The organism is Candidatus Vallotiella adelgis (assembly GCF_020541305.1).
In the GTDB taxonomy this organism is placed as follows: domain Bacteria; phylum Pseudomonadota; class Gammaproteobacteria; order Burkholderiales; family Burkholderiaceae; genus Mycetohabitans; species Mycetohabitans adelgis.
On record NZ_CP047396.1, the window covers coordinates 362,411 to 388,213 of the forward strand.

The following is a 25,803-nucleotide window of genomic DNA, read 5'->3' on the forward strand; positions in this document are numbered from 1 at the left end:
ATAATATAGTAACTCATGTATTAAGTGGCGTAGCAACGTGGTACTGATTATAACCTGTAACAGGCTGGAAACTTGGACATAGCGCGTTGAACAATATTATCGTAAAAATAATATAATATCTACGCTGTAAACCTAGTTCGGCATATTACTAGCAACCTATATCATCAGGCTAATCAAGATGCTGACTCGCTAAGACAGTACGCTACAATATCCACTGAGTAAACTGATGGTGAGTGGCTGCGACTTATTGTCGCCCGAATCGCTATCTTACAAAGTGCAGGAGCTTCAATGACTCATATTGTGACGGAAAGCTGCGTTAAGTGTCGCTATACCGACTGTGTCGACGTATGTCCAGTGGACTGCTTTCGGGAAGGTTCGAACTTCCTCGCGATCGACCCAGATGAATGTATTGATTGCGCAGTTTGCGTAGCAGAATGCCCAGTCAATGCAATCTATGCTGAAGAGGATGTCCCTAGAAACCAGCAACAATTCATTCAATTAAACGCGGAACTATCGAAAAAATGGCCTAGCATCACTAGGACAAAGCCAGCTCTACCGGACGCGGAAGCATGGAAGGATATAAAAGACAAGCTGAAGCTGCTTGAGCGATAAGCGCGGTGTATGCTGTGTGCTAAGTATATTGATGCTTAATGACGTTACGCTTTAATACCTTACCTATTGACAAGCCGGTCAAAAACCGATTGAATATCAATTCTTCACCCTTCCCCGATAGCTCAGTCGGTAGAGCGACGGACTGTTAATCCGCAGGTCCCTGGTTCGAGCCCAGGTCGGGGAGCAAAATCTTTTTGCATTCAATATAGTCTAAAAAAAACATATCATGCTTGATGCATGATTACTATCGGATAACCGGATGACTGCAGTCGTTTACTGAAGTGGATAAGTAACCCCTGTTATTTCCTGCCAAGTTAAGCATTATGCATCAGTCAGTGACCTTCGATTTTCCCGAAGCGTACTAGCTTACTAATGCTGCGATCCAGACTATGGATACACCATACTTATCTATTCTACAAGATCTGCTTAGGCACGGCACACTGAAGAGTGACCGTACAGGTACAGGTACATACTCGCTATTCGGAGTATCGTATCGGCATGATTTGGCTACGGGATTCCCGCTGTTGACGACCAAAAAACTACATGTGCGATCAATCCTGTACGAGTTGCTCTGGTTTCTGCGTGGAGATACAAACATTCGCTATCTACAAGAGAACGGAGTAACCATCTGGGACGAATGGGCTACATCTAGTGGTGAACTCGGCCCAGTGTATGGCGCGCAGTGGCGGTCTTGGCGCAATCCAGACGGAACCTTAACCGATCAAATTCAGACACTTCTTGACTCTCTACGCACCAATCCAGACAGTAGGCGACACATTATTAATGCATGGAACGTATCGTTTTTGCCAGACCAGTTAAAATCCCCCATACAAAATGCGCTAAATGGTCGAATGTCATTGCCACCGTGCCACATTCTTTATCAGTTTTATATTGCAGATCGTAAATTAAGTTGCATGCTCACCCAACGTTCTGGCGATTGGTTCCTCGGCATTCCGTATAACTGCGCATCAGCAGCCTTTCTTACTCATATGATCGCACAACAACTTGGCTTGTGGCCCGGAGAAATCGTTCATTCAATCGGCGACGCTCACCTATACTTAAATCACATGAATCAGGCACGGATGCAGCTCACTCGCACGCCACGGCAGCAACCACAGTTGATGATCAAGCGACAGCCGGATACCCTGTTCGACTACCACTTCGAAGACTTCGAGATCGTTGGATATAATCCATATCCTCATATTGCTGCACCTATTGCCGTATAGCTATGTAGCACACATAGCATAAGCTGCATTAAATTGGGGCTCACTAGCAGCAGAAAAAATAGTTGCCATCTGCTTCTTACAGAATTCTGAAATGTGTCCAGCTATAGCTGGACACTACGTTAGATTTTATGCTTTCTCTGCCCGCCTAAATTCACGGTAAATTGATGACAACGCTTTGCTTGATAGTTGCGCGCGCACGCAATGGTGTAATCGGACACAATAACACACTGCCCTGGCAGCTTCCAGAGGATCTTTTGCACTTTAAGAATACTACAATGGGTTCGCCGCTGATTATGGGGCGTAAAACCCACGAGTCGATTGGGCACGCGCTGCCCGGTCGCCGGAATATCGTAGTGACGCGCGATGCAGCAAAACAATTTCATGGTTGCGACACTGTCACCAGCCTAGACGCAGCGCGCGCATTGTGCGAAATGCTGCATGCGCCGCTTGCATATCTTATCGGAGGCGCTCAATTATATCGTGAGGGGATCAGACATGCTGAGCGACTGATTGTCACCGAGATCGATCGTGTGTTTGAAGGCGACGCGACATTTTCTACGCCGTCGGTAGAGCGCTGGCGAGAAGTGTCGCGCAAAATCCATCAAACAGCATCACCGAGCAATCTAATCTATGCATTCGTCGAATATGAAAGAATCTCTTACTAACCTACTCGATGCGAATTTACTGACCAGCAATCGTCATCTGCTCAATAAGTACCGAGCCGGTTTCTTGCGTCCCACGCGAGATCTTGTCAGCACCGATCGCGAGAATTTGCCCAAACATCTGTTGTAGCGTACTAGCAACTGTGATTTCTTCGACCGGATACTGAATCTCGCCATTCTCGACCCAGAATCCTGATGCCCCGCGTGAGTAGTCGCCCGTAACATAGTTTACGCCTTGCCCCATTAGCTCCGTTAATAGTAGCCCTGTACTAAGCTTGCGTAACATTGCACGGAAATCATCATTTTCGTGGGTGAGCGTGCTTGTTAATGACAGGTTATGCGCGCCGCCGGCATTACCAGTAGTCTTCATGCCTAGTTTTCTAGCAGAATACGTTGATAGGAAATATCCACGTATAATGCCGTCGTGCACAATATTGCGTCGCGTGGTACGCACACCTTCTTGATCAAATGGGGCGCTGCCTAGAGCGCGGAGCACATGAGGATCTTCATGTATTTGTACGTGCGGCGCGAATACGAGCTTGTCAAGTGAATTAGTTAGAAAGCTTGTCTTGCGATATAATGACCCGCCACTAGTGGCCTGAACAAAGGCACTAAGCAGGCTAACAGCAAGCTGGGCCTCGAATAATACCGGGCATTTTCTGGTATCGAGGCGGCGTGCGCCGATACGTGCTAGCGCACGTTCGGCAGCGTAGCGGCCTACAGATTCGGGTGTAGCTAGTTCTGCCTCACAACGATGCGCTGTGTACCAGTCTGCACGCTGCATCTGCTGGCCGCTTCCGGCAATTGGCGCACAAGCGATATAGTGCCGTGAGCACGGATAACCACCAAAAAATCCACATGAGGTGGCTAACACAAACTGAGAATGCTGTGCGGATACGCTCGCGCCTTCACTATTTCGGATCTGCGAGTCTGTGTCAAATGCCGCCTGTTCAGCACGCTGAGCGATTTCGACAGCGCTATCGGCATGCAGCTCCCATGGGTGAAACAAATCTAAATTCGGCGGATTTATCTCTAGTAACTCTTTTTCGGCAAGACCAGCGCAGTTATCTTCCGCGGTGAACCGTGCAATGTTGTACGCAGCTGATACCGTATCGCGAAGCGCCTCCGGCGATAAATCAGACGTGCTTGCACTTCCTCGCTTTTTTCCGATAAATACGCTTACTCCCATTGTCTTGTCGTAGTTATGCTCTATTGTCTCAACAGCGCCTTGCCGCACTGATACTAATAAACCATCTCCCTCTGATATTTCAGTTACAGCATCAGTTGCACCAAGTATTTTTGCATGTCGTAAGATATCTGCTGTAATATCTTTTAGTTGTGCTTGTGTGTGCGGAAACACACGCTGGTGTGCTGCCATGTCAGTTCGATCCTTAGTTTTCAACATGCGTTATAATAAGCTGTTTGCTTAACGGCGAGACTAGTCACTCAGCTTGTTAAGCGAATAGGGGGTGTGTTCCAGCGCATTCTATTATGCCAAGATCTGGCAGACGTGATACGTGAAAGCGTGCAGAATCTCTAACGCACAGTTTCTTGCTAGAAAGAAGGCATTTATGAGTTTCTGACACTAATATAAGCATAAATATCTAGAAAAACTATATATTGATCTAGATTTGCCGCCGAACATGCTGAGTTCCCTTACATCTTCAGTCATCGAGTAGGACTACGATTACATAGTATAACTGTTTCCTTAAAAAACTAGTAACTAGTCTAGTTTTGATGATCAATTTCGCTAGTACTGGAGTCTATGACTTATAGCACACCCTCAAGCATGGGCATGAGGGGTAGAGGCGGACTTACCAGTCCTGCGGCAGACGGGCAAATACAGCCTAAACGTCGACAATGCAACTACCATGCCACATCCACTCTCATGGAACTCATAGAAAAGCCCGCTACAATCACGCTCTTATATCTAAGTCTCTGGTACAGCTGAATGCCGGAAGAAATTCTGGTAATGGGTACCAGAACGATAGAGTAATTTATGTAATTACCGATTTCGCAACGCTGATTGTAAACTTTCTGGGCTAACTATAGTTAATTCATAAAATACTCGAGAAACTATACGACATATAGAAAAATATGAGTATCTTCTCTTACCCTTGATATCATGCCGTAGGGTTGATTCTACGGCATACATAGCAAAAACGACTCAGCGTATACAGTTATCTTCCCCATTAAAAGCGTGATCTCACAAAATACCGACCGAAACCTAAGTGCCAGTTGTCCCCCTACCTCTTATTCGGGGGGACGTTCGACGTATCAACCGGCCCGCGGAATTGTGTCGGCAGTAGGCGCTCTCAGGAAATGCTGGCGATAGTACCTTAATTCGTAGATTGACTCATAAATATCAGCTAGTGCGCTATGTGGTGAATGCTTTTGAAGTCCCCTATAGATCGCTGGCTGCCAGCGGCAGCATAACTCTTTCAGCGTGCTCACGTCTAGATTTCGATAGTGAAAGAATTGACCTAGTTTTGGCATCCAATGAGTAATAAATTGACGATCCTGACAAATTGAGTTGCCACACATCGGCGACTTTCTGGCTAGCACGTATTGCGATAAGAACGCAAGTAATTTCTCAGCCGCATCAGCTTCAGTAACCGACGATGCACGAACGCGTTCAATCAAACCTGATTGGCTATGCGTGATCTTATTCCATTGGTCCATCGAATTTAACCTCGAATCCGATTGATAGATCGCTAGTACTGGCCCCTCAATAATTACCGCTAAACTCGAATCTGTAACCACCACCGCAACCTCAAGAATTCGGTCCATGCTTGGCAATAAACCGGTCATCTCCATATCTAACCAAATTAAGTTTAATTCACTCTTAGCCAGCATACGCTGGTTACTAGGTGGTTGTAGATTAGAACTCATGAACACCCCTCTTGCACATGGAATTTTCTCTTATTTTTCCGAAGAGTCGCAGGCAGCGAACGCCTAAGAATAGGCAGAATTACAGTTTTCCTATGAATATATGTATTTACGATTCTGTTTATTATCGTGAGAATTGCTACGCTTTTATGGCTTACAAACTGCTAGATAAGTGCGTCGCTGATTTCCTGAATATGTCCACGACTGGTGCCTATTCCGAAATCTCACTGTAACTCGACTAACTCTCAGCATAGTAAAATCGCTAACTCGACTTTACTATGCTGAGAGTTAGTCGAGTTGAGGTTTTGTAGGCAGCCTATATTTGTTAAATACTCCGCGCTTGAGTTAAGGGGCGGGTCCGTGGATATGAGAATCAGATGACACTAATATCTGCGCTCTACGTCATCGTAGAACTAGTTTCATATGTTATGCAATTATGTTCAGCATTTTATCAGTGAAACTCGGTTTTTATTTAACAGGATGTTGTTCTTTGATTAATCTAATACAAGAAACCATTGCTTCGTATAATGTATGGCCGGCTGCTCTTTCTGTCTATGCTATAGCTGATGAAGCAAGATGGTGCAATGTAGTAGATGTGAGTTTAGTTTATCCTGGCTATATCATTCCTATAGCTAGCGTATTACGCTTATGCCCTAACGGGGATATAAAACTGCTTAATAAGTTCGAGAAGCAAACTCACATGTCGCTGCGTGAAACTAATCTCCGACTTCACTTTGCTACTTGTTTGATTATACTCATCTATCCGAAATACAACGTATCAAATAGCTCTAGCACGCACGTATGCATATGAGAAATCGAACAGTGCGCAGCACGCCGTATCATATAGAGCTGGCAAGACAACACCGCAAGGATCACGAGCAAATAGAGAGTGATGGCAGAGGCCGGGTCATCATTGCGCATGGCCGGAATTATATAGTTCAATCAGATAAGGGTGATTCTCTGCTTCAGTGTTTTCCGCGCGGAAAAAAAAGTGAGATTGCTGTTGGCGACCTTGTCACTTTCAAGGTGATATCTGCGGACCAAGGGGTCATCATTTCGACTGAGACACGACGTAACCTACTCTGTCGATCTGATCAGTGTAAGTCTAAGCGCCTTGCTGCTAACTTCGATCAGCTACTAATCGTACTCGCTACTGAGCCACATTTTAGTGAAGATTTTCTCGGCCGCGCACTGGTGGCCGCCGAAGCTAATCAGCTCAAGCCCGTAGTATTACTAAATAAATCCGATTTACTAGCTGCACTGCCGCTCGCTCGCGCACGTATCGCATCTTATGTGAAACTTGGCTACTGGATCATCGAAACGTCTGCAACTGGTGCCGCTGATGCTACGCACAATATACTTTTGCCGCTGCTCGCGCAGCGTGCCACTTTGCTGCTCGGCCAGTCTGGCGTGGGAAAGTCAGCGCTGGTGAATTTACTGGTACCACACGCGAATGCTGCAACACGTGAAATCTCATCCGCGCTGAAAACCGGCCGTCATACCACCACGTTTACTCGCTGGTATGTGTTACCCAATGGGGGTGCGTTGATCGACACACCTGGTTTTCGAGAGTTCGGGTTATCTCATTTGAGTGAGGGGCAACTTGAACGCGCTTTCCCTGAATTCCGGCCGCTGCTCGGCGGTTGTCGCTTTTGTAATTGCCATCATTTGAGCGAACCGGGCTGCGCGATACTAGATGCGGTGATGCAAGGCCCTATTGCGCCGGCGAGGCACGTATTATATGTTCAGCTACTGCGCGAAGTAAGCTCAGTGCTCTAGCAGCATGCCGCATATCGAATGTATTGATGCGCAGCATGCCTACATAGCATTACTCTAAATTATTCAGAGATGTAAAATATGACTCGCGCAGTCGCTGATCCGCTAGATCAGCATATAACTAAATCAGATACTCGTTTTAAAATAAATAATCGATATTTAAAAAGGTTAGACTGAGCGAGAGTGAGGGGCAACTTGAACGCGCTTTCCCTGAATTCCGGCCGCTGCTCGGCGGTTGTCGCTTTTGCTTATGCGGTATATTAATAAGCATAATTGGTTAATTCTACAAGAACAAGCTATCTTGGTGTCAGTAACTGGAAGGTTACCACTGCTTACTCTCTGGAGAGAGGCGCGAAGCGCAATAATCTACATTATATTCGATAACATACATCATCTATCGTGCGCGGATAGATGATGTATAAGAAGCTTAGAGGCACTATATAATTAGTCAACCCATATCACTATAGTATGACATTAGAAGAACAAACATCTATAGAGTAATATGCCACCCTCTAAACAGAGGCATAGAAACTCCTGATCCATCCTCTCTAAGATTTAAGCGCTACTGTACGGTATTTCAATAAGTATAAATAGGTAAGGAATTTTCTAAGGATGACCACGCCTATCTTAGTTAGTTAAGGTCAGCATCTATTCAACGACATAAGATACCTGATGAGCAAAGATAAAAGCGGCTAGTATGCAGTGTAATGCTAGTGCTCTAAGTTCTCGACGTATTCCCAGCTGCTTGATCGGGATAACACAGACAGGTCTAATGAGTACCATGAATCCAGAAGAAGATGCTAAAAAAACATGCTGGTGTGATGTCACCCACCGTATAAATCAGTATATAAGCACACTCTCGATGCTCAATATTTTCCTGTATCTAAGGTAGATTATGCATGAGTATTTTATATAATGCATTATATTCTCATTATTTATGATACGAAACAAATATTCGATAATAAATAATTAGAATAACCTAAAGACAAGTATAAATATCGCTACGCTCTACAAGAATACTAATTAAAATTAATTGGTACTAAAAGTCGTGATCAGCGTAATTATCACAATCTACGAAATAGCAACAGAAATTTATGCAAGAAATCATCTGCTGATAGCAGCAGATGATTTCTCCTTGCGCCAATCGCGTAATAGTAAAGCAGCATTAATACGGAATTAGGCCATAACAGCTCCTGAAGTTGCTGCATGATCGGAGTTAGCAATACGGAAGAAAACCATGTATAGAACAGTTCCTCGGATTACCCTATTTATAGGACGCTTATTACGTAAATACGTAGTTAGGAGACCCTCGGTATCATGAGGTTAGGCGAGGATGAACGCTAACTGCCGCATAACTAAGCACTGATATGAGTTACATGACATACTTACTCACCGCTAATGATCCAGATTTAGTGGTTACCAGAATTTATCTAGTGGCAGTAAATACAAAATCGCAAAGAAACGGTACTTCGTATTTTCTGAACAGAAAATACTTATTGAATAGCAAAACACATGTATTAAGATAGATATGCATGAGATCCTAAAAATCTCAGTCGAAATTAAGAAGATCAAGTAAACCCTGCAATAAACTATCGTAGCGAGGAAATTTTATCTAAGTAAGTTACCCAGGTAATGGGTAATGCCCCCCCAAAAAATATCGACGCGCATTCGGCATGCTAGGGTCCCTATCGTAAGCCACGTGACACATCTACGCCACCTAACTCGCGCTCTCTACAGACTACAAACTGACCTAACTAAAGATAGGTAGTAGATATATTTCTGCTCGAGGCACGCTAATAAGACCCCAGTAGTGTCGTGAATTATAGCCGATAAAACAGTGAGACCACACAGGGCCGGCGCCCCCCCTTGCGATGCAATAAGATGACTTGTAGAGGAAATACCCTAACGGGTTTACTTCTTTTGGTAGTACTGCTTTAGTGAGACTCTAGACGTCTTTTATACGATAGTTTTTCCCTAATTCGAGCAGATTTTCCTGAGCGCTCACGAAGATAATATAGCTTTGCGCGGCGCACAGCGCCACAGCGCTTCACAATCATGCTAGCGATTAATGGCGAGTACGTTTGAAACGTCCGTTCAACACCCTCGCCCGAAGAAATCTTACGGACAATAAACGACGAGTTCAAACCACGATTTCGCTTCGCGATCACTACGCCCTCATACGCTTGTATACGCTTGCGGTTGCCTTCAACTACCTTCACATTGACTATGATCGTATCGCCCGGCGAAAAATCGGGGATCATCTTTTCTTCGCGTACTCGACGGATTTCTTCTTGTTCAAGCTTTTCAATCAGATTCATGATTGACTCCTATAACTATCTTGCTAGCGTTTTTCACCTAGATCAGAATCAAGGTTCTAGTAGAAGATGTATTCATTTTTCGGCAGCCGGCTTTGACTACCACTTTTTATGCACTGGGTTAGTGTTCCGATGTCACGAGAGTAGCAAGCCACGCTTCATCGGTACGACTTAATATTTTATTACGCCGGGCTCTCTCGATCAGGTCTGGTCGTTTGACCAGCGTATTACGCAGTGCCTCACGGCGTCTCCACTGCGTGATCTGCGCATGATGCCCACCGAGCAGCACATCTGGCACCCGTACGCCTTTATATTCTTCTGGGCGTGTGTAGTGCGGACAATCGAGAAGACCTTCAAAGAAGCTGTCCTGCGCAGCTGACTGCCCGTTATTCAATACACCTGGCAACTGCCGAATTACTGCATCCATCAAGGCCATTGCAGGCAACTCACCACCAGACAACACAAAATCACCGAGACTCACCTCATCATCCACCTCACGGTCAATAAGCCGCTGGTCAATCGCTTCATATCGGCCACACAATATAATTAATCCAGGAAGCGCCGCATATTCGATTATTTTAGTATGATCTAGAAGCCGACCTTGTGGTGACATCAGCACAATACGAGTACGTTGCACTAATGATTTGGTTTTGCCATCACACTGCAGCTCCCGGGCAGCGTCGCTCGCGTCGTTAAGTGGCTGAGCTAGCATCACCATACCCGGACCACCGCCGTACGGACGATCGTCGATCATCCGGTATTTGTTAGTCGTAAAGTCTCGAGGGTTCCACATGCGCAACGTATAACGTTGTTGTTTAGCGGCCTTGCTGGTAACCCCCCAGTCTGTTAGGGCGCGAAACATTTCCGGAAATAGCGTGATAACATCGAATTGCATCGCGCGTTCTATCAATAGTCTACCCCCCAGTCAACTATAATACGTCGATCTGCTAAATCAACTTTTTTCACATAAGTGCCGACAAACGGAATTAGCCGCTCCGCTTTTGTAGTCAGTTGATCTAATCTAGTTACGTTATATTCCACTCTCATAATTGAGTGCGCACTGTTATCTATCAGCCCTACTACCTGGCCTAGCACGTCACCGGACTCGTTAATAACTACCAAGCCAATCAGATCAACCCAGTAGTACTCATTGCGCAACAGTGTTGGAAAATCTACGCGTCGCAGATAGACCGTAGCACCACAGAGCGCGAGAGCCTGATCGCGATTTATGCACCCAGAAAGACGCACAACCACGGTAGCACTATGTACTTTTCTTAAAGTAGCTTGTTCTGCATAACATATTCCACTTTTGACTAGCCACCAGGATCTTGTACATAGCATCGCGCTGCTACTTAAACTGACGCTGGAATGCGGAACAATCTTTAGCTGACCCGTAAGACCGTACGCATTGACAACCACACCGACTTCAATCGCATCTTCTGGTAACGATGTTGCACTTTGAATGCTAGGCTTGGACGAAGCCGGATGCTGCTTATGCTTTACTGGATAGACGACTGTAAGTCGGTCAAACGATAGAGGACGCTTCAATGACGTACAGATTGACATCTGCTCACACTCAAATGCTTCTCTGATCGAAAATCCGTATGCTGACAAATTTCGCGATATCTCACTCTATCTCACTCGACACATTATAAATAACCTACATTAAGCAAGCTATACAGTTGGATGTGCCGCTTGATCTTTTTTAACTAAACGGGTCACGGTTGGCGAAAGCTGTGCACCAACACCTTTCCAGTAGGTTAGGCGGCCTTGCATGATACGCAACGATTCGCCCTTTGTAACGACTGGGTTGTAGAAACCAACACGCTCGATGAAACGGCCATCTCTTCTATTTCGCGAATCGGTTACAACAATATTATAAAATGGGCGTTTTTTCGAGCCCCCGCGGGCCAATCGGATAATAACCATTATATTTTCTCATTTAGATATTTAGAATATTAAGTCTAAATACTGGGAATTTTAATATAAAAAAGTTAGATTATAACTTATAAAAATAGCAACTCTACAAATATCTATAGTGTGGATGTTGGTTTTCGTTACCTGCGATACGGGAGATAATCATTGCGTCAGTATCATAGACCGTGTCTCTGGAGGTATTCCGAGCCGATATTTATAACTTTAAACATAGGGGTAGTATAAGATAAGGGGTATATCATAGTATATGCCCCTATGATTGATTTTTTAACACGATATTATCGTGTAATCTTTATTTATCTTCATGATAGAAGATCATGCGTTAAGTCTGGGCTAACAAGACTGGCCACGCGCGGTATCTCTCCAGCACACTTACAGCCTTGCAGCAATAAGGTTCAACAGGCGTAGATGCCGAAACAGCTCATCTCAACTCAGGCATTGTTAGTCGTTTCCTAACGACTAACAATGCCTGGTGTTGTTGTTCCTTGTATTACATCCCCGCTAAGAACATCTATCGCTTATAGCCAAATTAATTCTAGTTTAGGTGTTGTTATACTGTAATTCTATTGCTTTTATCAAAACTAATACCGCTGATTTGCGTCATGCCAAATTAAAGACTGCTTCAACTCCCTACCCTACACTCCTTCACTCTTTATTCGCTTATTGATAAAGACATGTATAGTTATGCTATCGCTTTTATCATACAGATATGACTCATGATAGAGGTGGATTAGCTAGGAAAAAGCGTATCCAGGCTATTACCTAAAGAGCGTCACAATTTTTTTAATTGACTTTAATGTATAATGCATATTTGTACTATATTCGCGTGTAACCATCGAGTACTCTCCCTAACTTTAGTGAAGTGACGAGTACAGAATAAGTAATATAATACTATTCTCCATCAAAATATTCGTTAGTCAGCCACCTAGATTATGCGCAACCGACTTAGATCGGCATCACACGTTGTGTGTAGTGACTCTAAGGTAGTGACTATCTTAACATTTAACTATTATTCACTATGAGTGGCTAATAAATGCAAGTATTGGCGATAACGCGTAGCATAATCAGCCTGAGCATATAACATAGCGTAGCTAGTTTAGCGTAGAACAACTTGGGTATCTTGAATTGCGTAAAGATAGGATAAAGCTCCCTGAAATCTAGGCTAAGCAATAAAACCTAAAGTTTCCATTATAGAATAATGCTCATGGCATAACCGCCATGTCGTCTCTATTTTCTTTATCAAAATCAAGCTTTTGGACTACACCTATATAGAAATTAGAGTTAAATATTACCTGATTATTTTTAATAAATTGAACATTTTTCCGATGTGCACCTTCGCCTAATCGTTACTCTCACTAGAGATCAAGTCGCATAACAAATATCTATTGGTAGCACGCTTTGTATCACTAGCTAACAATATGCTGTCAGTGATTGCGTGTTATCATCTGTGCGATGGCACTAGACAGGGTAGGGATTCTTTTAAGATTTCGGTAAATCTGCTCAAATAATTCACTTACTGCAGAAGTCGGCAACACCACTAGTGCGTCGAATAGCTATACGAAATAAGACATACAAAATTTTTATTATTCAGTTAAATAACTAGATTTAGTTGCAGTAGCATAGTCCTAGTCATGAGTTTTAATACATCGCTATACGGTGCTTGTACTATTGGGAGACACGTAAGGATGATAAAAGACACACGCAGCGCTTCTCTACTAAGCGCTATTGCACAAACAACGGAAGATTCTAGATTGTCATAGAGCGTTAATCAATTCCGGAATTAGTATAAACAGATCTCCTACCAGGCTATAATCGGCGATGTTGTAAATTGGCGCTTCTGGATCGTGGTTAATTGCCACTATGATCTTGCTATCTTTAATTCCAGCTAAGTGCTGGATTGCACCGGAAATTCCTATTGCGATATATAGCTGCGGCGCAACAATCTTGCCAGTTTGCCCTACCTGGTAATCATTAGATACATACCCCGCATCGACTGCTGCGCGCGAAGCGCCTAGTGCAGCGCCGAGCTTGTCGGCTAATGGTCCAAGTATCTTCTCATAGTGTTCTCTACTACCTAGCCCTCGTCCACCTGATACGATGATTTTCGCGCTGGTCAGTTCCGGACGCTCTAGCTTAGTCAACTCGCGTTTTATGAAGCTCACGCTAGACAATGCCGGTGCTGCGTTGATCGTTTGCACTGGTGCGTTGCCGCCATCGGCAGCGACGGGATCGAATGCTGCGGCTCGTACTGTGATAACCTTGATGAGATCTGCTGATTGCACTGTTGCAATAACATGACCACCGTATATTAGTCGATCAAAGGTATCTATGCTAACCACAGCTATAATTTCGCTTAGTTGAGCAACATCTAGCTTAGCTGCAATACGAGGAGCTATATTCCTGCCATATGCAGTTGCCGGCAACATAATATGTGTATATTTTTTTGCGACCAATAATACGGTTGCCTCAACGTTCTCCGCTAATCCTTTGCCGAGCTGAGGTGCATCAGCCAGTAGCACTTTTGCGATCCCGGCCACGTTAGCTGCCGTGTCGGCAACACTGCGTGCGTTATATCCTGCTACTAGCACATGGATTTCGCCGTCTAGTTTCTGCGCAGCGGATAGCGTATTCAGAGTTACTGCCTTGAGCGTTACATTGTCATGCTCTGCAATGACCAGTATTGTCATATCTGCCTTTTTTCGTCATGCATTACAGCACCTTTGCTTCGCTTTTAAGCTTGTTAATCAATGTAGCAACATCTGGAACTCTCACACCTGCTCTACGACTCGCCGGTTCGGCTACCCTTAAAGTTTTGAGCCGCGGTACTACGTTTACGCCCAGAATTTTCGGCGTCAAAATTTCTAAAGATTTTTTTTTCGATTTTATAATGTTAGGCAACGTTATATAACGTGGCTCGTTCAGCCGTAGGTCAGTAGTTACTACTGCTGGTAGCATCAATGAGAGTATTTCGGTTCCTTCGTCTATTTCGCGTACCACGCTAGCATATTCACCCTCAATCGTTACCTTAGAGGCAAATGTAGCTTGCGACCAGCCAGCTAGTGCAGCTAGCATCTGCCCGGTCTGGTTTGATTCATCATCGATCGCTTGTTTACCCAAGATCACGAGTTTCGGCTGTTCCAGATTGACTAGCGCGTTGAGTAACTTAGCAACCTCCAGCGGCTGCAATTTTTCTTGGGTTTCGATCAGAATCGCTCGGTCTGCGCCGATTGCCAGCCCTGTACGCAGAATTTCTTGGCACTCAGGTACCCCTGCCGATACGGCGATTACCTCTGTAGCCACACCCGCTTCTTTCAATCGTACCGCCTCTTCCATCGCGATCTCGTCGAACGGGTTCATTGACATCTTTACATTCGTCAAATCTACTCCCGTTCCATCCGACTTCACTCGGATTTTCGCATTGTAGTTGACTACCCTCTTGATTGGCACTACAACTTTCATTTTGTGCTCTACGGTTTCGTATATAACACACCCTACCGGTGTGCTATATTATAAATAGCACACCGTTGTTTTTTGAATAAAAAAGACCGATAAAAAACTACTAGACTAACTTAGGACTCCTGCGCAGATACTGGATTGTGTACATAATATCAAATTGATATACAATGATAATTGTATCTGAGGAAATCGCAGTTTTAGGCTTAATCATAACTAAAATTATAGTTGTCAGTGCATGAGACTCGGCTATTGCTGTCATAATAGACAGCATAAAGTCTATGTGCGCCACGCATGTGAGCTCGTGCATATCTCCGTATAATATCTACCAACTATTCTACTGATCATAAACTATTGAAAAAACATAAAAATTTATCACCAGATCCGAGTTTAGTATAATACCCGAGCATCTACCTATATTCCATAAAACATTGCTGTAACAGTCTGCAATACTTGATGCCTGTTTAGCTGCTTTTAGCACACAGAAGGTTGGCTATCACAGGGATTTTTAACTATCTGCAGTGTTTGCTTAAGCATAATACAGTACAGAGTTATGCAAGCGCAGTTTATTCGCTAACAGCGAAATATCACTTTTGTTTACTCAGTGAATTCATTCCGTTGACAATCTTAGCTGAAGCCTCACCTTACAGATCAGTATGCCGGGCTACTTCAGATACTACTGCCTTTATCTTATGTGGCCGACACTTCTGTATCAAGTCAGCATGATACAGGTAGCGGATTACAACTAACTCGTCTATATCGTCTATAGAAAGCAACCCCCTATTGCCGTTCCACGTTACAGCATATGGCAACTCTTCGGTTGAATGTTTATTTTATTTTTAGATATAGTAAAATATTAAGCTAGTTTTAGTGTGCTGTCTTTTATCCGCGCATTTTCTGTGGAAAAATTAACGCACTGCCGCATTTATTTTCTGCTTTACCTGCTATGCCCTGCCATGACTGTTTTGTTTCGCTCACTGTCGTGCCACTATTGCCTTTCCTACAAATCAAGACTGAATCGAGTAATGACTCGCTGGCTCAAAGCGTTACTATGCACGTTCGCTACTACACATATTGCGGTAGCGAGCGGCTCTTCCCCGAAGATCGTCGTCGTTCAAGCACAATCCGAGTCATCGGTACTGCAAAGCCAGATGTTCGAGGAGGAAATCGTGCCGCAGTGCTATGCGGATAATTCACATGTCGATGCATTTATTAATGACATGGTCTCCCGTCACAATTTTGATTCGAGAGCGCTGCATGCGCTGTTTAACCAAGCTGTATATTCAAAAACTGCGGCTAAGTTAGTATTGGGCGCTAAAACGCCAATACTCAAGAGTTGGCAAGCATACCAGGCACGCCTCATTGATGCAGTGCGTATCAACACAGGTGTAAGGTTCTGGCAACAGAATAAAGCAGTGCTACAAAAAGCTAGCAAACAATTCGGCGTTCCGCCGGAGGTGATTGTTAGCATTATTGGCGTCGAAACATTATATGGTCAGTATATGGGTCACTTCCGCGTGCTCGACGCGCTGACCACCCTCACTTTTGATTATCCGGACACATCAAATCGCACACAACGCATGTCGCGGTTCCGCAAGGAGTTAGAGGACTTTTTAGTCTGGACCCGAAGTGCTGGCATTAAGCCAACTACAGTACTGGGCTCGTATACAGGCGCAATTGGTATCCCACAGTTCCTGCCAAGTAGTATCGTCGAATACGCTATCGATTACGAAGGTGATGACCATATTGATCTGAGAAACAGCTTTGCTGATGCAATCGGCAGCGTTGCTAATTATCTTAAGCAGCACGGTTGGGAAAGCGACCGGCCGATTGTATGGCGTGTTCATATGGACACTGGTAGCATTGGAATTGCAAAAGCCGCTTTAGATAAGAAAGCCGAATCTCGTTGGGCACTTCAACAATTATTACATGCCGGTATGCTACTCGATGAACGTACCGTCGATATAGCAAGCGAAGCTGAAACACCCGTATCCGTAGTTGAACTACTTACCTCAGGACAGCCCGCACAGTATATACTCGGATTAAAAAATTTCCATGTGCTCACCCGTTACAACCATAGCTTCTTTTATGCAGCAGCAGTATATGAACTAAGCGAACGGATTAAGACAGAAATGCGAGCTCTGTCAGAGATGACAGCCCAGCCAGCTATATATCCGGTGCGATGAGCGTACTGCCGTAACAGCTATGCAAATGAAGCATAACGCTTCATCGATAGATAATTAGTCGGCCACTGGTTAGTGGCACAGCACAACATCGTAGAGTCCACTCGACGTAATTTTAAATCCGACGTCATTCTAAAAAAGAATGATGTTTCTGAAGTCCTATTCATCAGAGATGATGTGAGATAGTTTTTTTGTATATTCAACTCAATTTTTTCCGCAATTTTATAGTTACATTCCAGTAGATCGAAATTAAAAAATAAAGCCTTATTATAGCTACCAATACATCACTAACTTCGCACCTGAACACTAGATTACATCCTTCTATCTTCGCTAATGAGACAGACCGTCTTTAGCATTTTATGCTGCTCTCGGCAGCCATTTTATTATCTCAGATCCAGGAACCGTTCCAGCTATCCCTAAGAAGCATAAACGTCGACTTTCCTTGGAAAGATCACTCTGTTCATTAGATGTTTCAGATATAAGATGTCGATCTACTAGGATCGCATGGTGGCTAGCACTAAAGTTAGCTATTTAACCAATGTACGTAGCGTGTTACGCCCTCCTCTACGCTCAAGAAAGGAACTTTGTAGCCTGCGGCACGCAGCTTAGTCAGGTCAGCTTGTGTAAAGCACTGGTACTTGCCTCGCAGGGTATCCGGAAATGCAATATATTGAATCATCCCCTCTTGAACCAGTTTTGAAAGCGGAAGCGCCGGCTTCCCATCGAGTGCACGCAATGTATTTACAACGGTCATGGCAATATTATTGAATGATTGTGCACGACCAGTACCAAGGTTGAAAATTCCAGATTTACTTGGATTATCGAAGAAAAACAGGTTTACCTTGACAACATCTTCGACAGAGACAAAATCCCGCGCCTGTTCGCCAGCAGCATAGTCATTATATGCACCAAATAGCTTCACGTGTCTTTTTGCACGGAACTCGTTGAAGTGATGTAATACTATTGATGCCATATACCCCTTATGGGTCTCGCGAGGACCATATACATTAAAATAGCGGAATCCTACGATTTGGCTTACTGCGTTGGGTAGTGTGCGCCGCAACACCTGATCAAACAAAAACTTCGAGTAGCCATAGACATTTAATGGACTTTCTGAACCGCGCTCTTCAATAAAGCTTGTTGAGCTGCCGTAGATTGCCGAGGATGACGCATATAAAAGCTGTGCGCGGTGCTTGATACAAGCTTCTAGCACTGTTCGGCTATACGTAAAATTATTTTCCATTATGTAGCGTCCATCTTCTTCCATTGTATTAGAAGAAGCACCCTCATGAAATACTGCACGCACCTTACCGAAGTCATGACGGCGCAAGCGCTCGACAAACTCTCGCTTATCAATATAATCGTCGATTTCACAATCGACGAGATTGCGAAACTTATCTGCGCATGTTAGGTTATCAACAGCGATAATTCGGCGTTCGCCGCGCGCGTTTAATCCTTTAACAATGTTACTACCAATAAAGCCAGCCGCTCCGGTAACGATAATAGTCATAAATTACGTATCTGTTCAATGAGTCCAAGCATATACTTGGACTACTAAAATTAGGATAATGTCAACAATTCAGGAAATAGTTCGTCGTAGCTTACGGTTGCAGTACCCAGCTTACTAACCACAATGCCAGCAGCGCACTTCGCATAACGAACCGCTTCGGCAAGCGGCACGCCAGCGCCGAGCATGGCTGCTAGCGTCGCAATGACAGTATCGCCCGCGCCAGACACATCATATACTTCCCGTGCAAGTGCCGATTCGTGAAACACGCCAGAATCCGTAAACAGTGTCATACCTTCCTCTGAACAGGTTAGCAATAATGCGTAGAACTGCAGTGAGGCGCACAATTCCTCTACGCGAGCGCGCAGGTCTGTCTCAGATTTCCAGGGGCCGACAACCCTGATCAACTCCGCCCGGTTCGGCGTGATAAGCGTCGCACCGCGGTAGCGCTCCCAGTCATCCCCCTTTGGGTCGATTAATACCGGCTTACCAGCGGCTTGCGCGCTTTCGATCATCCGCCGCACGTACATCAGACTACCTTTTGCGTAGTCAGATAACAACAAAACATCATGATGAGGTAACAGCGTTTCGAACTGCGCTAGACCAGCTAGCAATGCTTCGTGTGCAGGCGTTTTTTCGAAATCAATTCGCAGCAATTGTTGCTGGCGCGACAAAATGCGTAGCTTGATCGTTGTCGGCAACGCTGGATCACGCTCTAGGTACGCGTTCACGCAGCTTTTGCTAAGCAGCTCAACGATACGCTCACCTGGCTCATCATATCCCACTACACAGAGCAGTCCAGCCTGAGCGCCAAGAGCCGATACGTTGCACGCAGCATTAGCAGCACCGCCAAGACGATCCTCGATATTCTGTACGTGCACAATAGGCACCGGCGCCTCTGGCGAAATTCTTGCGACATCTCCAAACCAATAGCGATCTAACATCACGTCGCCGACAACTAGTACACGCGAAGCAGCGAGCTGTAGCCGACGTACCGTCTGCACTTGTTTCGATGGCAAAGCCTCGTTAACAGTGTCTGTTTTGCTTACGGCATCTAGAGCTAAACGTGAAATTAGTGTGTCAGACACGTCTATACCTCACTAGGTACCGAATAAGCCGGCACTGCGCCGCGGCCAATGGCATAGTATTCAATTCCAAACTCAGCCATTGTGTCAGGCTCATATAGATTGCGTCCGTCGAATACTAGCGGCACCTTCAGCGAGCGTTTCAGGACATCGAGATCTGGGCTCTTAAACGTTTTCCACTCTGTCATGATTACTAGTGCATCCGCGCCATATAATGCTTCAGCTTGTGTGGAAACAAATGATAGTCGTGCCTGTGCTTGAGGTTCATCGCACAAATCTAACATTAATACCCGCTGCGCTCTCTGCATTGCCACTGGGTCATATGCACGAACCGTTGCTCCACGCCTGAGCAGGGCGACGATTAATGTTCGACTCGGCGCCTCGCGCATATCATTTGTATTCGGTTTAAACGATAAACCCCATACTGCTAGGGTTCTTCCGGTTAAGTATTGACCCAGCCGCGCTGTAATCTTGCTCACTAGAAGGCTTTTTTGTGCTTCGTTTACCGATTCGACCGCTTCCAGAATTTTTAGCGTTTGCCCATACTCATCTGCGGTATGCATTAACGCTTGCACGTCCTTTGGAAAGCAGGATCCGCCGTAGCCAGCTCCCGCATATAGAAAGCTATAACCGATACGTGGGTCTGAGCCGATTCCTCTGCGAACGGACTCGATATCTGCCCCTACCTGGTCTGCTAGATTTGCCATCTCGTTCATAAATGAGATCCGTGTAGCTAGCATGGCATTGGCCGCATACTTAGTAAACTCTGCCGATCGAACGTCCATGTACATTGTGCGCTCATGGCTGCGGTTAAATGGCTTATATAGCCTCCTCATCTGCTCGCGAGCGTACTTGCCAGCTTTATTATCGCTGCCAATTACAATACGATCGGGACGCATAAAATCCTCCACCGCTGCGCCTTCTTTCAAAAATTCTGGGTTCGATACCACCGAGAAACCGTAGCTCATCTTGCGTCGAGCTAACTCTTCGGCCACTGTTGCACCTACCCGTTCAGCGGTACCTACTGGCACTGTCGATTTATCTACGATCACCTTGAAGCCCCGCATGTATCGGCCAATATTGCGTGCTGCCGCTAGTACATACCGTAGATCTGCCGAGCCATCCTTATTTGGCGGTGTACCTACTGCGATAAACTGTACATCTCCGTGCGCTACGCTTGCTTCTATTTGTGTGGAGAACTGCAACCGTCCCGATGTGCGGGTTCGATCAATTAACTCTTGAAGTCCCGGTTCGTGGATCGGTAATTTCCCACTATTTAACATTTCAATTTTACGCGAATCTACGTCTAGGCAGAATACGTTATTACCTAGCTCTGCAAAACACGCGCCAGTGACTAGGCCAACATAGCCTGTACCGATGATTGTAATTTTCATGCTTGTTTAAATGTATGAGGTATACGACTATTTTTTTAGGGGAGCTTGCTGTTCACAATTAGCGTTCTCTCACTGTTAGTTTGCTGATGTGATCGGCTCAACCCGCCATGGTGCATAGGTTTCCCAACCACTACAACCGGGGCACTGCCAGTAAAATAAGCGTGCCCGGAAGCCGCAGTTCTGACACGCATATCGCAACAGATTTTTCGTGCGCTGCTGTATCCACGCGCTCGTCAGCTCTAGTTCACCCTTATGAGGCTCTTCTGCTACCGCAATCTGCGCATCAAGTAGCCGTGTCATGCCCGCTAAGTTAGGCGACCTATCCATTTGCGTACGCGCTAGTGCATGAGCAGCGTCTACTCCACGCAACTCGGCAATGTGCTTGTAGGCGTCGTCGAGCAGATCGTTCGAGGGATATGCTTGAATATAGCGCATCAATAATGCAGCGCCTTGCAGCGCTTGGCCGGTCTGCGCATATGCCTGCATTAACTTATGAGCAACTAGCGGCAAGTAGGCCGGATTCTGTTTTTCGACCTGTTGCCACCGCTTAAGTGCCTGTGTTGGCTTGTTACAAGCCATTTCAATATCGCCACTGAGAAGTGTCGCGCGCACATTTTGTGGGTTATACTTCAGCGCTTGTTGCAATGACTTACGCGCATCGTCTATTTGATTATGCTGCAATGCTTCCTGTGCAAGCTCGCAGTGAAATTGCGAAATTTGTTTGACAAGCGATAGAACGCCCATTACCTCAATCCGTTGCGCTACTTCAATAGCCTTGTACCAGTCCCTCTCAATCTCAAAGATAGCTAGCAGCGCCTGTAATGCGCCAAGCGTATAGTCTCCACTATGTAAACGCTGAAAAGTCTCTTCCGCTCGATCGAGTAGCCCAGCCTTTAAGAAATCCTGACCAAGCTCATATAATGCATGGTCTAGCTCATTAGATGGCAAATCCTCGCGCGATAGCAGATTTTGATGAACTCGGATCGCACGATCCGTCTCACCGCGCCGGCGAAATAAAGTACCCAGAGCGAAATGAAGTTCAGTTGTTTCTGGATCTAACTTTGCTACTTCTATAAACGCGTCGATTGCTTGATCTGGTTGCTCATTGAGCAAGAAATTCAAGCCCTGAAAGTAAGATCGCGGTAAATTTTTGCTCTCGGGTAACGGGTTTTTTGGATCATGGTGACCCATGCACCAGCCGAGTCCAAAAACTATCAGGGTAATGAGTAACCACCAAAGATCAAAAGCCATGAATGTGATTCGTTGAATATGCACGCTAGATGTTTCAGCCTGCTATTTTCTAGTTGCAGCCTAAAGACTGTAGAAGCGCCGACACTAGTCGAGCAAGTAGACCGACCATGTAAAATACAAGTCTAATCACGATCAATAGCGCATTCCATGCATAGCTAACTAGGAAGTTAAGTGTCGTGCTTTATGCATTAGTAAGTGCAACTAATGACACCTAAAGACAATGACATAGCTCAACCACGGCTAATCTTAATCATGGCAACGAAACAACGAATTAACAAAAAATTAAAAAACAACTTTCACCTACCAATTTTGGTAGCTAGGAACAGAGAAGGTGCACCTTAAGAAGGTGCCCTTATATTGATGGAAGCACTCATAGCGAATGATTAGCATGTCCACGATATGCGTATCACACGCTGCGACAGAAATCTATCGCAGCGTGTGATACCAGTAAAAAAAGCGCCAAATGACGCTTTTTATAGTCTATGCAATAGCATTTTTTAGCGATTCTTATATATTGATGCTATCGACTGGCTTATATTGGTTGGTGAGTCTTGCCGTTGACCCGTTCGCGCAATCCCTTACCTGGCTTGAAGTGCGGAACCCATTTCTCGGGCACTTGGACTCGTTTACCAGACTTAGGATTACGCCCCACTCGAGCCGGACGACGATTCAGCGCAAAGCTGCCAAAACCACGTATCTCAATGCGATTACCAGTAGAAAGCGCATTAGACATCGCATCGAGCATCGCCTTAACCGAAAAATCTACATCTTTGAGGGTAAGTTTCGGAAATCTCAGCGCTAGTTGAGCGACCAACTCGGATTTGGTCATGCTACCCTATTGGTTCTGTTGACCATCCAGCTTTGCTTTAAGCAACGCACCGAGGTTAGTTGTGCCACTAGCGGCTGCGCTGCTATCAGCTTGCAGGCCACGCATCGTTTGCTGCTGCTCTGTGGAATCTTTCACTTTGATAGATAGCTGGATTCCGCGTGATTTTCGGTCAATATTAATAACCATTGCATTAACTTTATCGCCCTCCTTTAGAGCGTTTCGTGCATCTTCAACACGATCTTGAGAAATTTCTGATGCCCGAAGATAACCTTCGGTCTCAGCATTTAACTGAATTACGGCCCCCTTCGAATCGACAGTTTTAACTGTACCATTGACAATTGAGCCTTTGTCGTTCATTGCTACGAAGTTATTAAATGGGTCACCCTCTAATTGCTTGATACCCAGTGAAATACGCTCTTTTTCAACATCGATGCCAAGCACTATGGTCTCAATCTCGTCACTTTTCTTATATTTGCGAACTGCTTCTTCGCCAGAGTCGTTCCACGATAGGTCTGATAAGTGGACAAGACCATCAATCCCACCCGGGAGGCCGATGAATACTCCAAAGTCAGTAATCGACTTGATTGCGCCGGTAATCTTATCCCCTTTCTTAAAGTTACGACTGAAGTCATCCCACGGGTTCGGCTGGCACTGCTTCATTCCTAGGCTGATACGGCGCCGGTCTTCATCAATCTCAAGCACCATAACTTCTACTTCATCACTGAGTTGCACCATCTTACCCGGCGCGACGTTTTTATTAGTCCAATCCATTTCGGACACATGTACAAGGCCCTCGATGCCTGACTCTACTTCGACAAATGCACCGTAGTCAGTGATGTTTGTAACCTTGCCAAACAGCCGCATTCCTGATGGGTAGCGACGTGAAATACCCTCCCAAGGATCATCGCCGAGCTGCTTGATGCCAAGCGATACACGGTTCTTCTCTTGATCAAACTTCAGAATTTTGGCAATAACTTCTTGGCCTACAGACAGCACTTCGCTTGGGTGACGCACGCGACGCCACGCGATGTCGGTGATGTGTAACAAGCCATCGATACCGCCGAGGTCAACAAATGCACCATAGTCAGTAATATTCTTCACAATGCCATTGACGATTGCATCTTCCCTCAGCGTTTCGAGCAGCTTGGCGCGCTCTTCACCTTGCGTGGCCTCGATTACCGCGCGGCGGGATAGAACAACGTTGTTGCGTTTGCGATCTAATTTAATCACACGAAACTCAAGCGTTTTGCCTTCGTATGGTGTCGTGTCTTTTACTGGACGAGTATCAACTAGTGAGCCGGGAAGGAATGCACGGATGCCATTAACCATTACGGTCATACCACCCTTAACTTTGCCAGTAATCGTGCCAGTCACAAGCTCGTTGTTATCCAGCGCTTTTTCAAGTGAAAGCCATGAAGCAAGACGCTTAGCCTTATCGCGTGACAGAATTGTATCGCCGTAGCCGTTCTCGAGGGCGTCAATGGCGACCGATATAAAGTCGCCTGCTTGCACCTCAACTTCACCCTGATCACTTAGGAATTCTTCGATCGGAATGTAAGCTTCAGACTTCAGACTCGCGTTGACAACCACGAAATTATGGTCAACGCGCACGACCTCAGCGGATATTACTTCACCTGCACGCATATCCTGGTGGGTCAGCGACTCTTCGAACAGAGCCGCAAAAGATTCGATATTCTGGTTAGAGGTTTGCAGGTCGGACATAAAAATAGAATAGCGTACAGCGGGACTCGGCTTTGTGATAGCCGGCGACTGCATGCAGGATTAAGGTTAAAATACATCCCACGTTACCGTGGGATACTTACGGTATCACTATTAGGCACTATGCAGCTTGTGACTTAGTGCTAGATATATCACGACACACCCGAAACACCCTCATACTTACGGATTTTTTAGCCGCAGCCTACATTTTTAGCGCTATAAGTCGGCTTGATTTTCCAGTACCAGGCTATAACTTGGTTAACCGATTCACTGATTGACAGCGTCGATGTGTTAAGCGTGCGTACATTAGGCGCCGGTTTTAATGGTGCAGTTGCGCGCTTTAAGTCTCGCGTGTCACGCTCACGTAGCTCCCGCAAAACAGCATCAATTTTAACAGAAAACCCTTTCTGTATCAATTGCTTATAACGTCTCTGCGCACGGTCTTCTGCGCTTGCTGTCACAAATATCTTTAATACGGCATCGGTAAAAATCACTGTACCCATATCGCGGCCATCTGCAACTAGGCCAGGTGGTTTGCGAAATGCGCTTTGACAGGCTACAAGCGCACTGCGCACCGGCGCATGCATCGCAATCGCTGATGCCAGCTTGCCAACAGGCTCATGCCGAATTTCTGAAGAGACATCTACGCCATCCAATTGTGCATAGCCTTCGCAAAAACTAATATGGGAACCACCAATCAGCATTACAAGCGTAGCAATATCGTCCTTGTGCACTCTGTAGCGCTGTGCTGCTAAAGCTACTAGTCGGTATAAAGCACCGCTGTCTAGAACATGAAAACTTAGATGCTCTGCTACAAGTTGCGCAATCGTGCCTTTACCAGATGCTGTCGGCCCATCGATCGCGATGACTGGAACAGATTTATGAAGCAGATGATTAGGCTTTATCACTCTATCTGAAGATGGCAATATATTTCTAAGAACCGATGATGAACACGCAAAGTGATCAA

At 45.3% G+C, this 25,803-nt stretch carries 20 protein-coding genes and 1 tRNA gene; 6 read left to right on the forward strand and 15 right to left on the reverse strand.

The features are described 5' to 3' along the window. Nucleotides 1–288: 288 nt before the first annotated feature. The 4 genes from fdxA (at nt 289) to GJV44_RS01385 (ending at nt 2,503) form a co-directional block, all read left to right on the forward strand. Nucleotides 289–612 carry a ferredoxin FdxA gene (gene fdxA, locus GJV44_RS01370; RefSeq protein ID WP_226806716.1) on the forward strand — a complete coding sequence of 108 codons (324 nt, stop codon included), beginning with the start codon at nt 289–291 and terminating at the stop codon, nt 610–612. A 111-nt stretch (nt 613–723) separates the two neighbouring features. Beyond that, nucleotides 724–796: transfer RNA gene (locus tag GJV44_RS01375), tRNA-Asn, on the forward strand. A 205-nt stretch (nt 797–1,001) separates the two neighbouring features. Beyond that, on the forward strand, nt 1,002–1,838 hold the full coding sequence (locus GJV44_RS01380) for a thymidylate synthase (RefSeq protein WP_226806717.1): 837 nt from the start codon (nt 1,002–1,004) through the stop codon (nt 1,836–1,838). A gap of 164 nt (nt 1,839–2,002) precedes the next feature. Then, a complete protein-coding gene (locus tag GJV44_RS01385) occupies nt 2,003–2,503 on the forward strand; it encodes a dihydrofolate reductase (RefSeq protein ID WP_226806718.1) in 501 nt (166 codons plus the stop codon). A 16-nt stretch (nt 2,504–2,519) separates the two neighbouring features. Here the strand turns inward: GJV44_RS01385 and pmbA are convergent, their stop codons facing one another. Further along, complete coding sequence (gene pmbA / locus GJV44_RS01390) at nt 2,520–3,905, reverse strand: metalloprotease PmbA (protein WP_420885747.1); 1,386 nt, start codon at nt 3,903–3,905, stop codon at nt 2,520–2,522. An 872-nt stretch (nt 3,906–4,777) separates the two neighbouring features. Beyond that, nucleotides 4,778–5,392 carry an oligoribonuclease gene (gene orn, locus GJV44_RS01395; protein WP_226806719.1) on the reverse strand — a complete coding sequence of 205 codons (615 nt, stop codon included), beginning with the start codon at nt 5,390–5,392 and terminating at the stop codon, nt 4,778–4,780. A gap of 804 nt (nt 5,393–6,196) precedes the next feature. Between orn and rsgA the strand changes: the two genes are divergently transcribed. Further along, nucleotides 6,197–7,168, forward strand: coding sequence for a ribosome small subunit-dependent GTPase A (gene rsgA, locus GJV44_RS01400; RefSeq protein ID WP_420885750.1), 972 nt, complete (start codon nt 6,197–6,199; stop codon nt 7,166–7,168). Nucleotides 7,169–9,099: 1,931 nt separating this feature from the next. Here the strand turns inward: rsgA and rplS are convergent. The 6 genes from rplS to GJV44_RS01430 all read right to left on the reverse strand — a co-directional run bounded on the left by rplS (nt 9,100) and on the right by GJV44_RS01430 (nt 14,874). Beyond that, nucleotides 9,100–9,483, reverse strand: a complete 384-nt coding sequence (rplS, locus tag GJV44_RS01405; protein WP_226806721.1) for a 50S ribosomal protein L19 — start codon at nt 9,481–9,483, stop codon at nt 9,100–9,102. Nucleotides 9,484–9,601: 118 nt separating this feature from the next. Beyond that, nucleotides 9,602–10,375, reverse strand: a complete 774-nt coding sequence (gene trmD / locus GJV44_RS01410) for a tRNA (guanosine(37)-N1)-methyltransferase TrmD (RefSeq protein ID WP_226806722.1) — start codon at nt 10,373–10,375, stop codon at nt 9,602–9,604. Between the two features lie 11 nt (nt 10,376–10,386). Next, on the reverse strand, nt 10,387–11,046 hold the full coding sequence (gene rimM / locus GJV44_RS01415) for a ribosome maturation factor RimM (RefSeq protein ID WP_226806723.1): 660 nt from the start codon (nt 11,044–11,046) through the stop codon (nt 10,387–10,389). Between the two features lie 108 nt (nt 11,047–11,154). Beyond that, on the reverse strand, nt 11,155–11,409 hold the full coding sequence (rpsP, locus tag GJV44_RS01420; RefSeq protein ID WP_226806724.1) for a 30S ribosomal protein S16: 255 nt from the start codon (nt 11,407–11,409) through the stop codon (nt 11,155–11,157). 1,760 nt (nt 11,410–13,169) lie between these two features. Further along, complete coding sequence (locus GJV44_RS01425) at nt 13,170–14,102, reverse strand: electron transfer flavoprotein subunit alpha/FixB family protein (RefSeq protein WP_226806725.1); 933 nt, start codon at nt 14,100–14,102, stop codon at nt 13,170–13,172. A gap of 22 nt (nt 14,103–14,124) precedes the next feature. Continuing rightward, the gene (locus tag GJV44_RS01430) at nt 14,125–14,874 is read right to left on the reverse strand and encodes an electron transfer flavoprotein subunit beta/FixA family protein (RefSeq protein WP_226806726.1); all 750 of its coding nucleotides are present in this window, start codon (nt 14,872–14,874) and stop codon (nt 14,125–14,127) included. A gap of 1,019 nt (nt 14,875–15,893) precedes the next feature. On the opposite strand from GJV44_RS01430, the gene mltB reads away from it, so the two are divergent. Beyond that, entirely contained in the window at nt 15,894–17,054 is a 1,161-nt protein-coding gene (gene mltB / locus GJV44_RS01435; RefSeq protein ID WP_226806727.1) for a lytic murein transglycosylase B, read from the forward strand. Between the two features lie 520 nt (nt 17,055–17,574). Here mltB and rfaD read toward each other — a convergent pair. The 7 genes from rfaD to cmk form a co-directional block, all read right to left on the reverse strand. Then, on the reverse strand, nt 17,575–18,561 hold the full coding sequence (rfaD, locus tag GJV44_RS01440) for an ADP-glyceromanno-heptose 6-epimerase (RefSeq protein ID WP_226806728.1): 987 nt from the start codon (nt 18,559–18,561) through the stop codon (nt 17,575–17,577). Nucleotides 18,562–18,611: 50 nt separating this feature from the next. Further along, on the reverse strand, nt 18,612–19,577 hold the full coding sequence (gene rfaE1, locus GJV44_RS01445; RefSeq protein ID WP_226806857.1) for a D-glycero-beta-D-manno-heptose-7-phosphate kinase: 966 nt from the start codon (nt 19,575–19,577) through the stop codon (nt 18,612–18,614). 71 nt (nt 19,578–19,648) lie between these two features. Next, a complete protein-coding gene (locus GJV44_RS01450; RefSeq protein ID WP_226806729.1) occupies nt 19,649–21,037 on the reverse strand; it encodes a UDP-glucose dehydrogenase family protein in 1,389 nt (462 codons plus the stop codon). A gap of 75 nt (nt 21,038–21,112) precedes the next feature. After that, on the reverse strand, nt 21,113–22,288 hold the full coding sequence (gene lapB, locus GJV44_RS01455) for a lipopolysaccharide assembly protein LapB (RefSeq protein ID WP_226806730.1): 1,176 nt from the start codon (nt 22,286–22,288) through the stop codon (nt 21,113–21,115). Nucleotides 22,289–22,820: 532 nt separating this feature from the next. Beyond that, a complete protein-coding gene (locus tag GJV44_RS01460) occupies nt 22,821–23,117 on the reverse strand; it encodes an integration host factor subunit beta (RefSeq protein WP_226806731.1) in 297 nt (98 codons plus the stop codon). 6 nt (nt 23,118–23,123) lie between these two features. Then, nucleotides 23,124–24,893, reverse strand: a complete 1,770-nt coding sequence (gene rpsA, locus GJV44_RS01465) for a 30S ribosomal protein S1 (RefSeq protein ID WP_320412827.1) — start codon at nt 24,891–24,893, stop codon at nt 23,124–23,126. Nucleotides 24,894–25,027: 134 nt separating this feature from the next. Next, nucleotides 25,028–25,741, reverse strand: coding sequence for a (d)CMP kinase (gene cmk / locus GJV44_RS01470; protein WP_226806858.1), 714 nt, complete (start codon nt 25,739–25,741; stop codon nt 25,028–25,030). Between the last annotated feature and the right edge of the window lie 62 nt (nt 25,742–25,803).

Bases quoted from the DNA above. Each gene is read 5' to 3' on its own strand.
- fdxA (WP_226806716.1), top strand. From the start codon at position 289: ATGACTCATATTGTGACGGAAAGCTGCGTTAAGTGTCGCTATACCGAC.
- GJV44_RS01380 (WP_226806717.1), top strand. From the start codon at position 1,002: ATGGATACACCATACTTATCTATTCTACAAGATCTGCTTAGGCACGGC.
- GJV44_RS01385 (WP_226806718.1), top strand. From the start codon at position 2,003: ATGACAACGCTTTGCTTGATAGTTGCGCGCGCACGCAATGGTGTAATC.
- pmbA (WP_420885747.1), bottom strand. From the start codon at position 3,905: ATGTTGAAAACTAAGGATCGAACTGACATGGCAGCACACCAGCGTGTG.
- orn (WP_226806719.1), bottom strand. From the start codon at position 5,392: ATGAGTTCTAATCTACAACCACCTAGTAACCAGCGTATGCTGGCTAAG.
- rsgA (WP_420885750.1), top strand. From the start codon at position 6,197: ATGAGAAATCGAACAGTGCGCAGCACGCCGTATCATATAGAGCTGGCA.
- rplS (WP_226806721.1), bottom strand. From the start codon at position 9,483: ATGAATCTGATTGAAAAGCTTGAACAAGAAGAAATCCGTCGAGTACGC.
- trmD (WP_226806722.1), bottom strand. From the start codon at position 10,375: ATGCAATTCGATGTTATCACGCTATTTCCGGAAATGTTTCGCGCCCTA.
- rimM (WP_226806723.1), bottom strand. From the start codon at position 11,046: ATGTCAATCTGTACGTCATTGAAGCGTCCTCTATCGTTTGACCGACTT.
- rpsP (WP_226806724.1), bottom strand. From the start codon at position 11,409: ATGGTTATTATCCGATTGGCCCGCGGGGGCTCGAAAAAACGCCCATTT.
- GJV44_RS01425 (WP_226806725.1), bottom strand. From the start codon at position 14,102: ATGACAATACTGGTCATTGCAGAGCATGACAATGTAACGCTCAAGGCA.
- GJV44_RS01430 (WP_226806726.1), bottom strand. From the start codon at position 14,874: ATGAAAGTTGTAGTGCCAATCAAGAGGGTAGTCAACTACAATGCGAAA.
- mltB (WP_226806727.1), top strand. From the start codon at position 15,894: ATGACTCGCTGGCTCAAAGCGTTACTATGCACGTTCGCTACTACACAT.
- rfaD (WP_226806728.1), bottom strand. From the start codon at position 18,561: ATGACTATTATCGTTACCGGAGCGGCTGGCTTTATTGGTAGTAACATT.
- GJV44_RS01450 (WP_226806729.1), bottom strand. From the start codon at position 21,037: ATGAAAATTACAATCATCGGTACAGGCTATGTTGGCCTAGTCACTGGC.
- lapB (WP_226806730.1), bottom strand. From the start codon at position 22,288: ATGGCTTTTGATCTTTGGTGGTTACTCATTACCCTGATAGTTTTTGGA.
- GJV44_RS01460 (WP_226806731.1), bottom strand. From the start codon at position 23,117: ATGACCAAATCCGAGTTGGTCGCTCAACTAGCGCTGAGATTTCCGAAA.
- rpsA (WP_320412827.1), bottom strand. From the start codon at position 24,893: ATGCAGTCGCCGGCTATCACAAAGCCGAGTCCCGCTGTACGCTATTCT.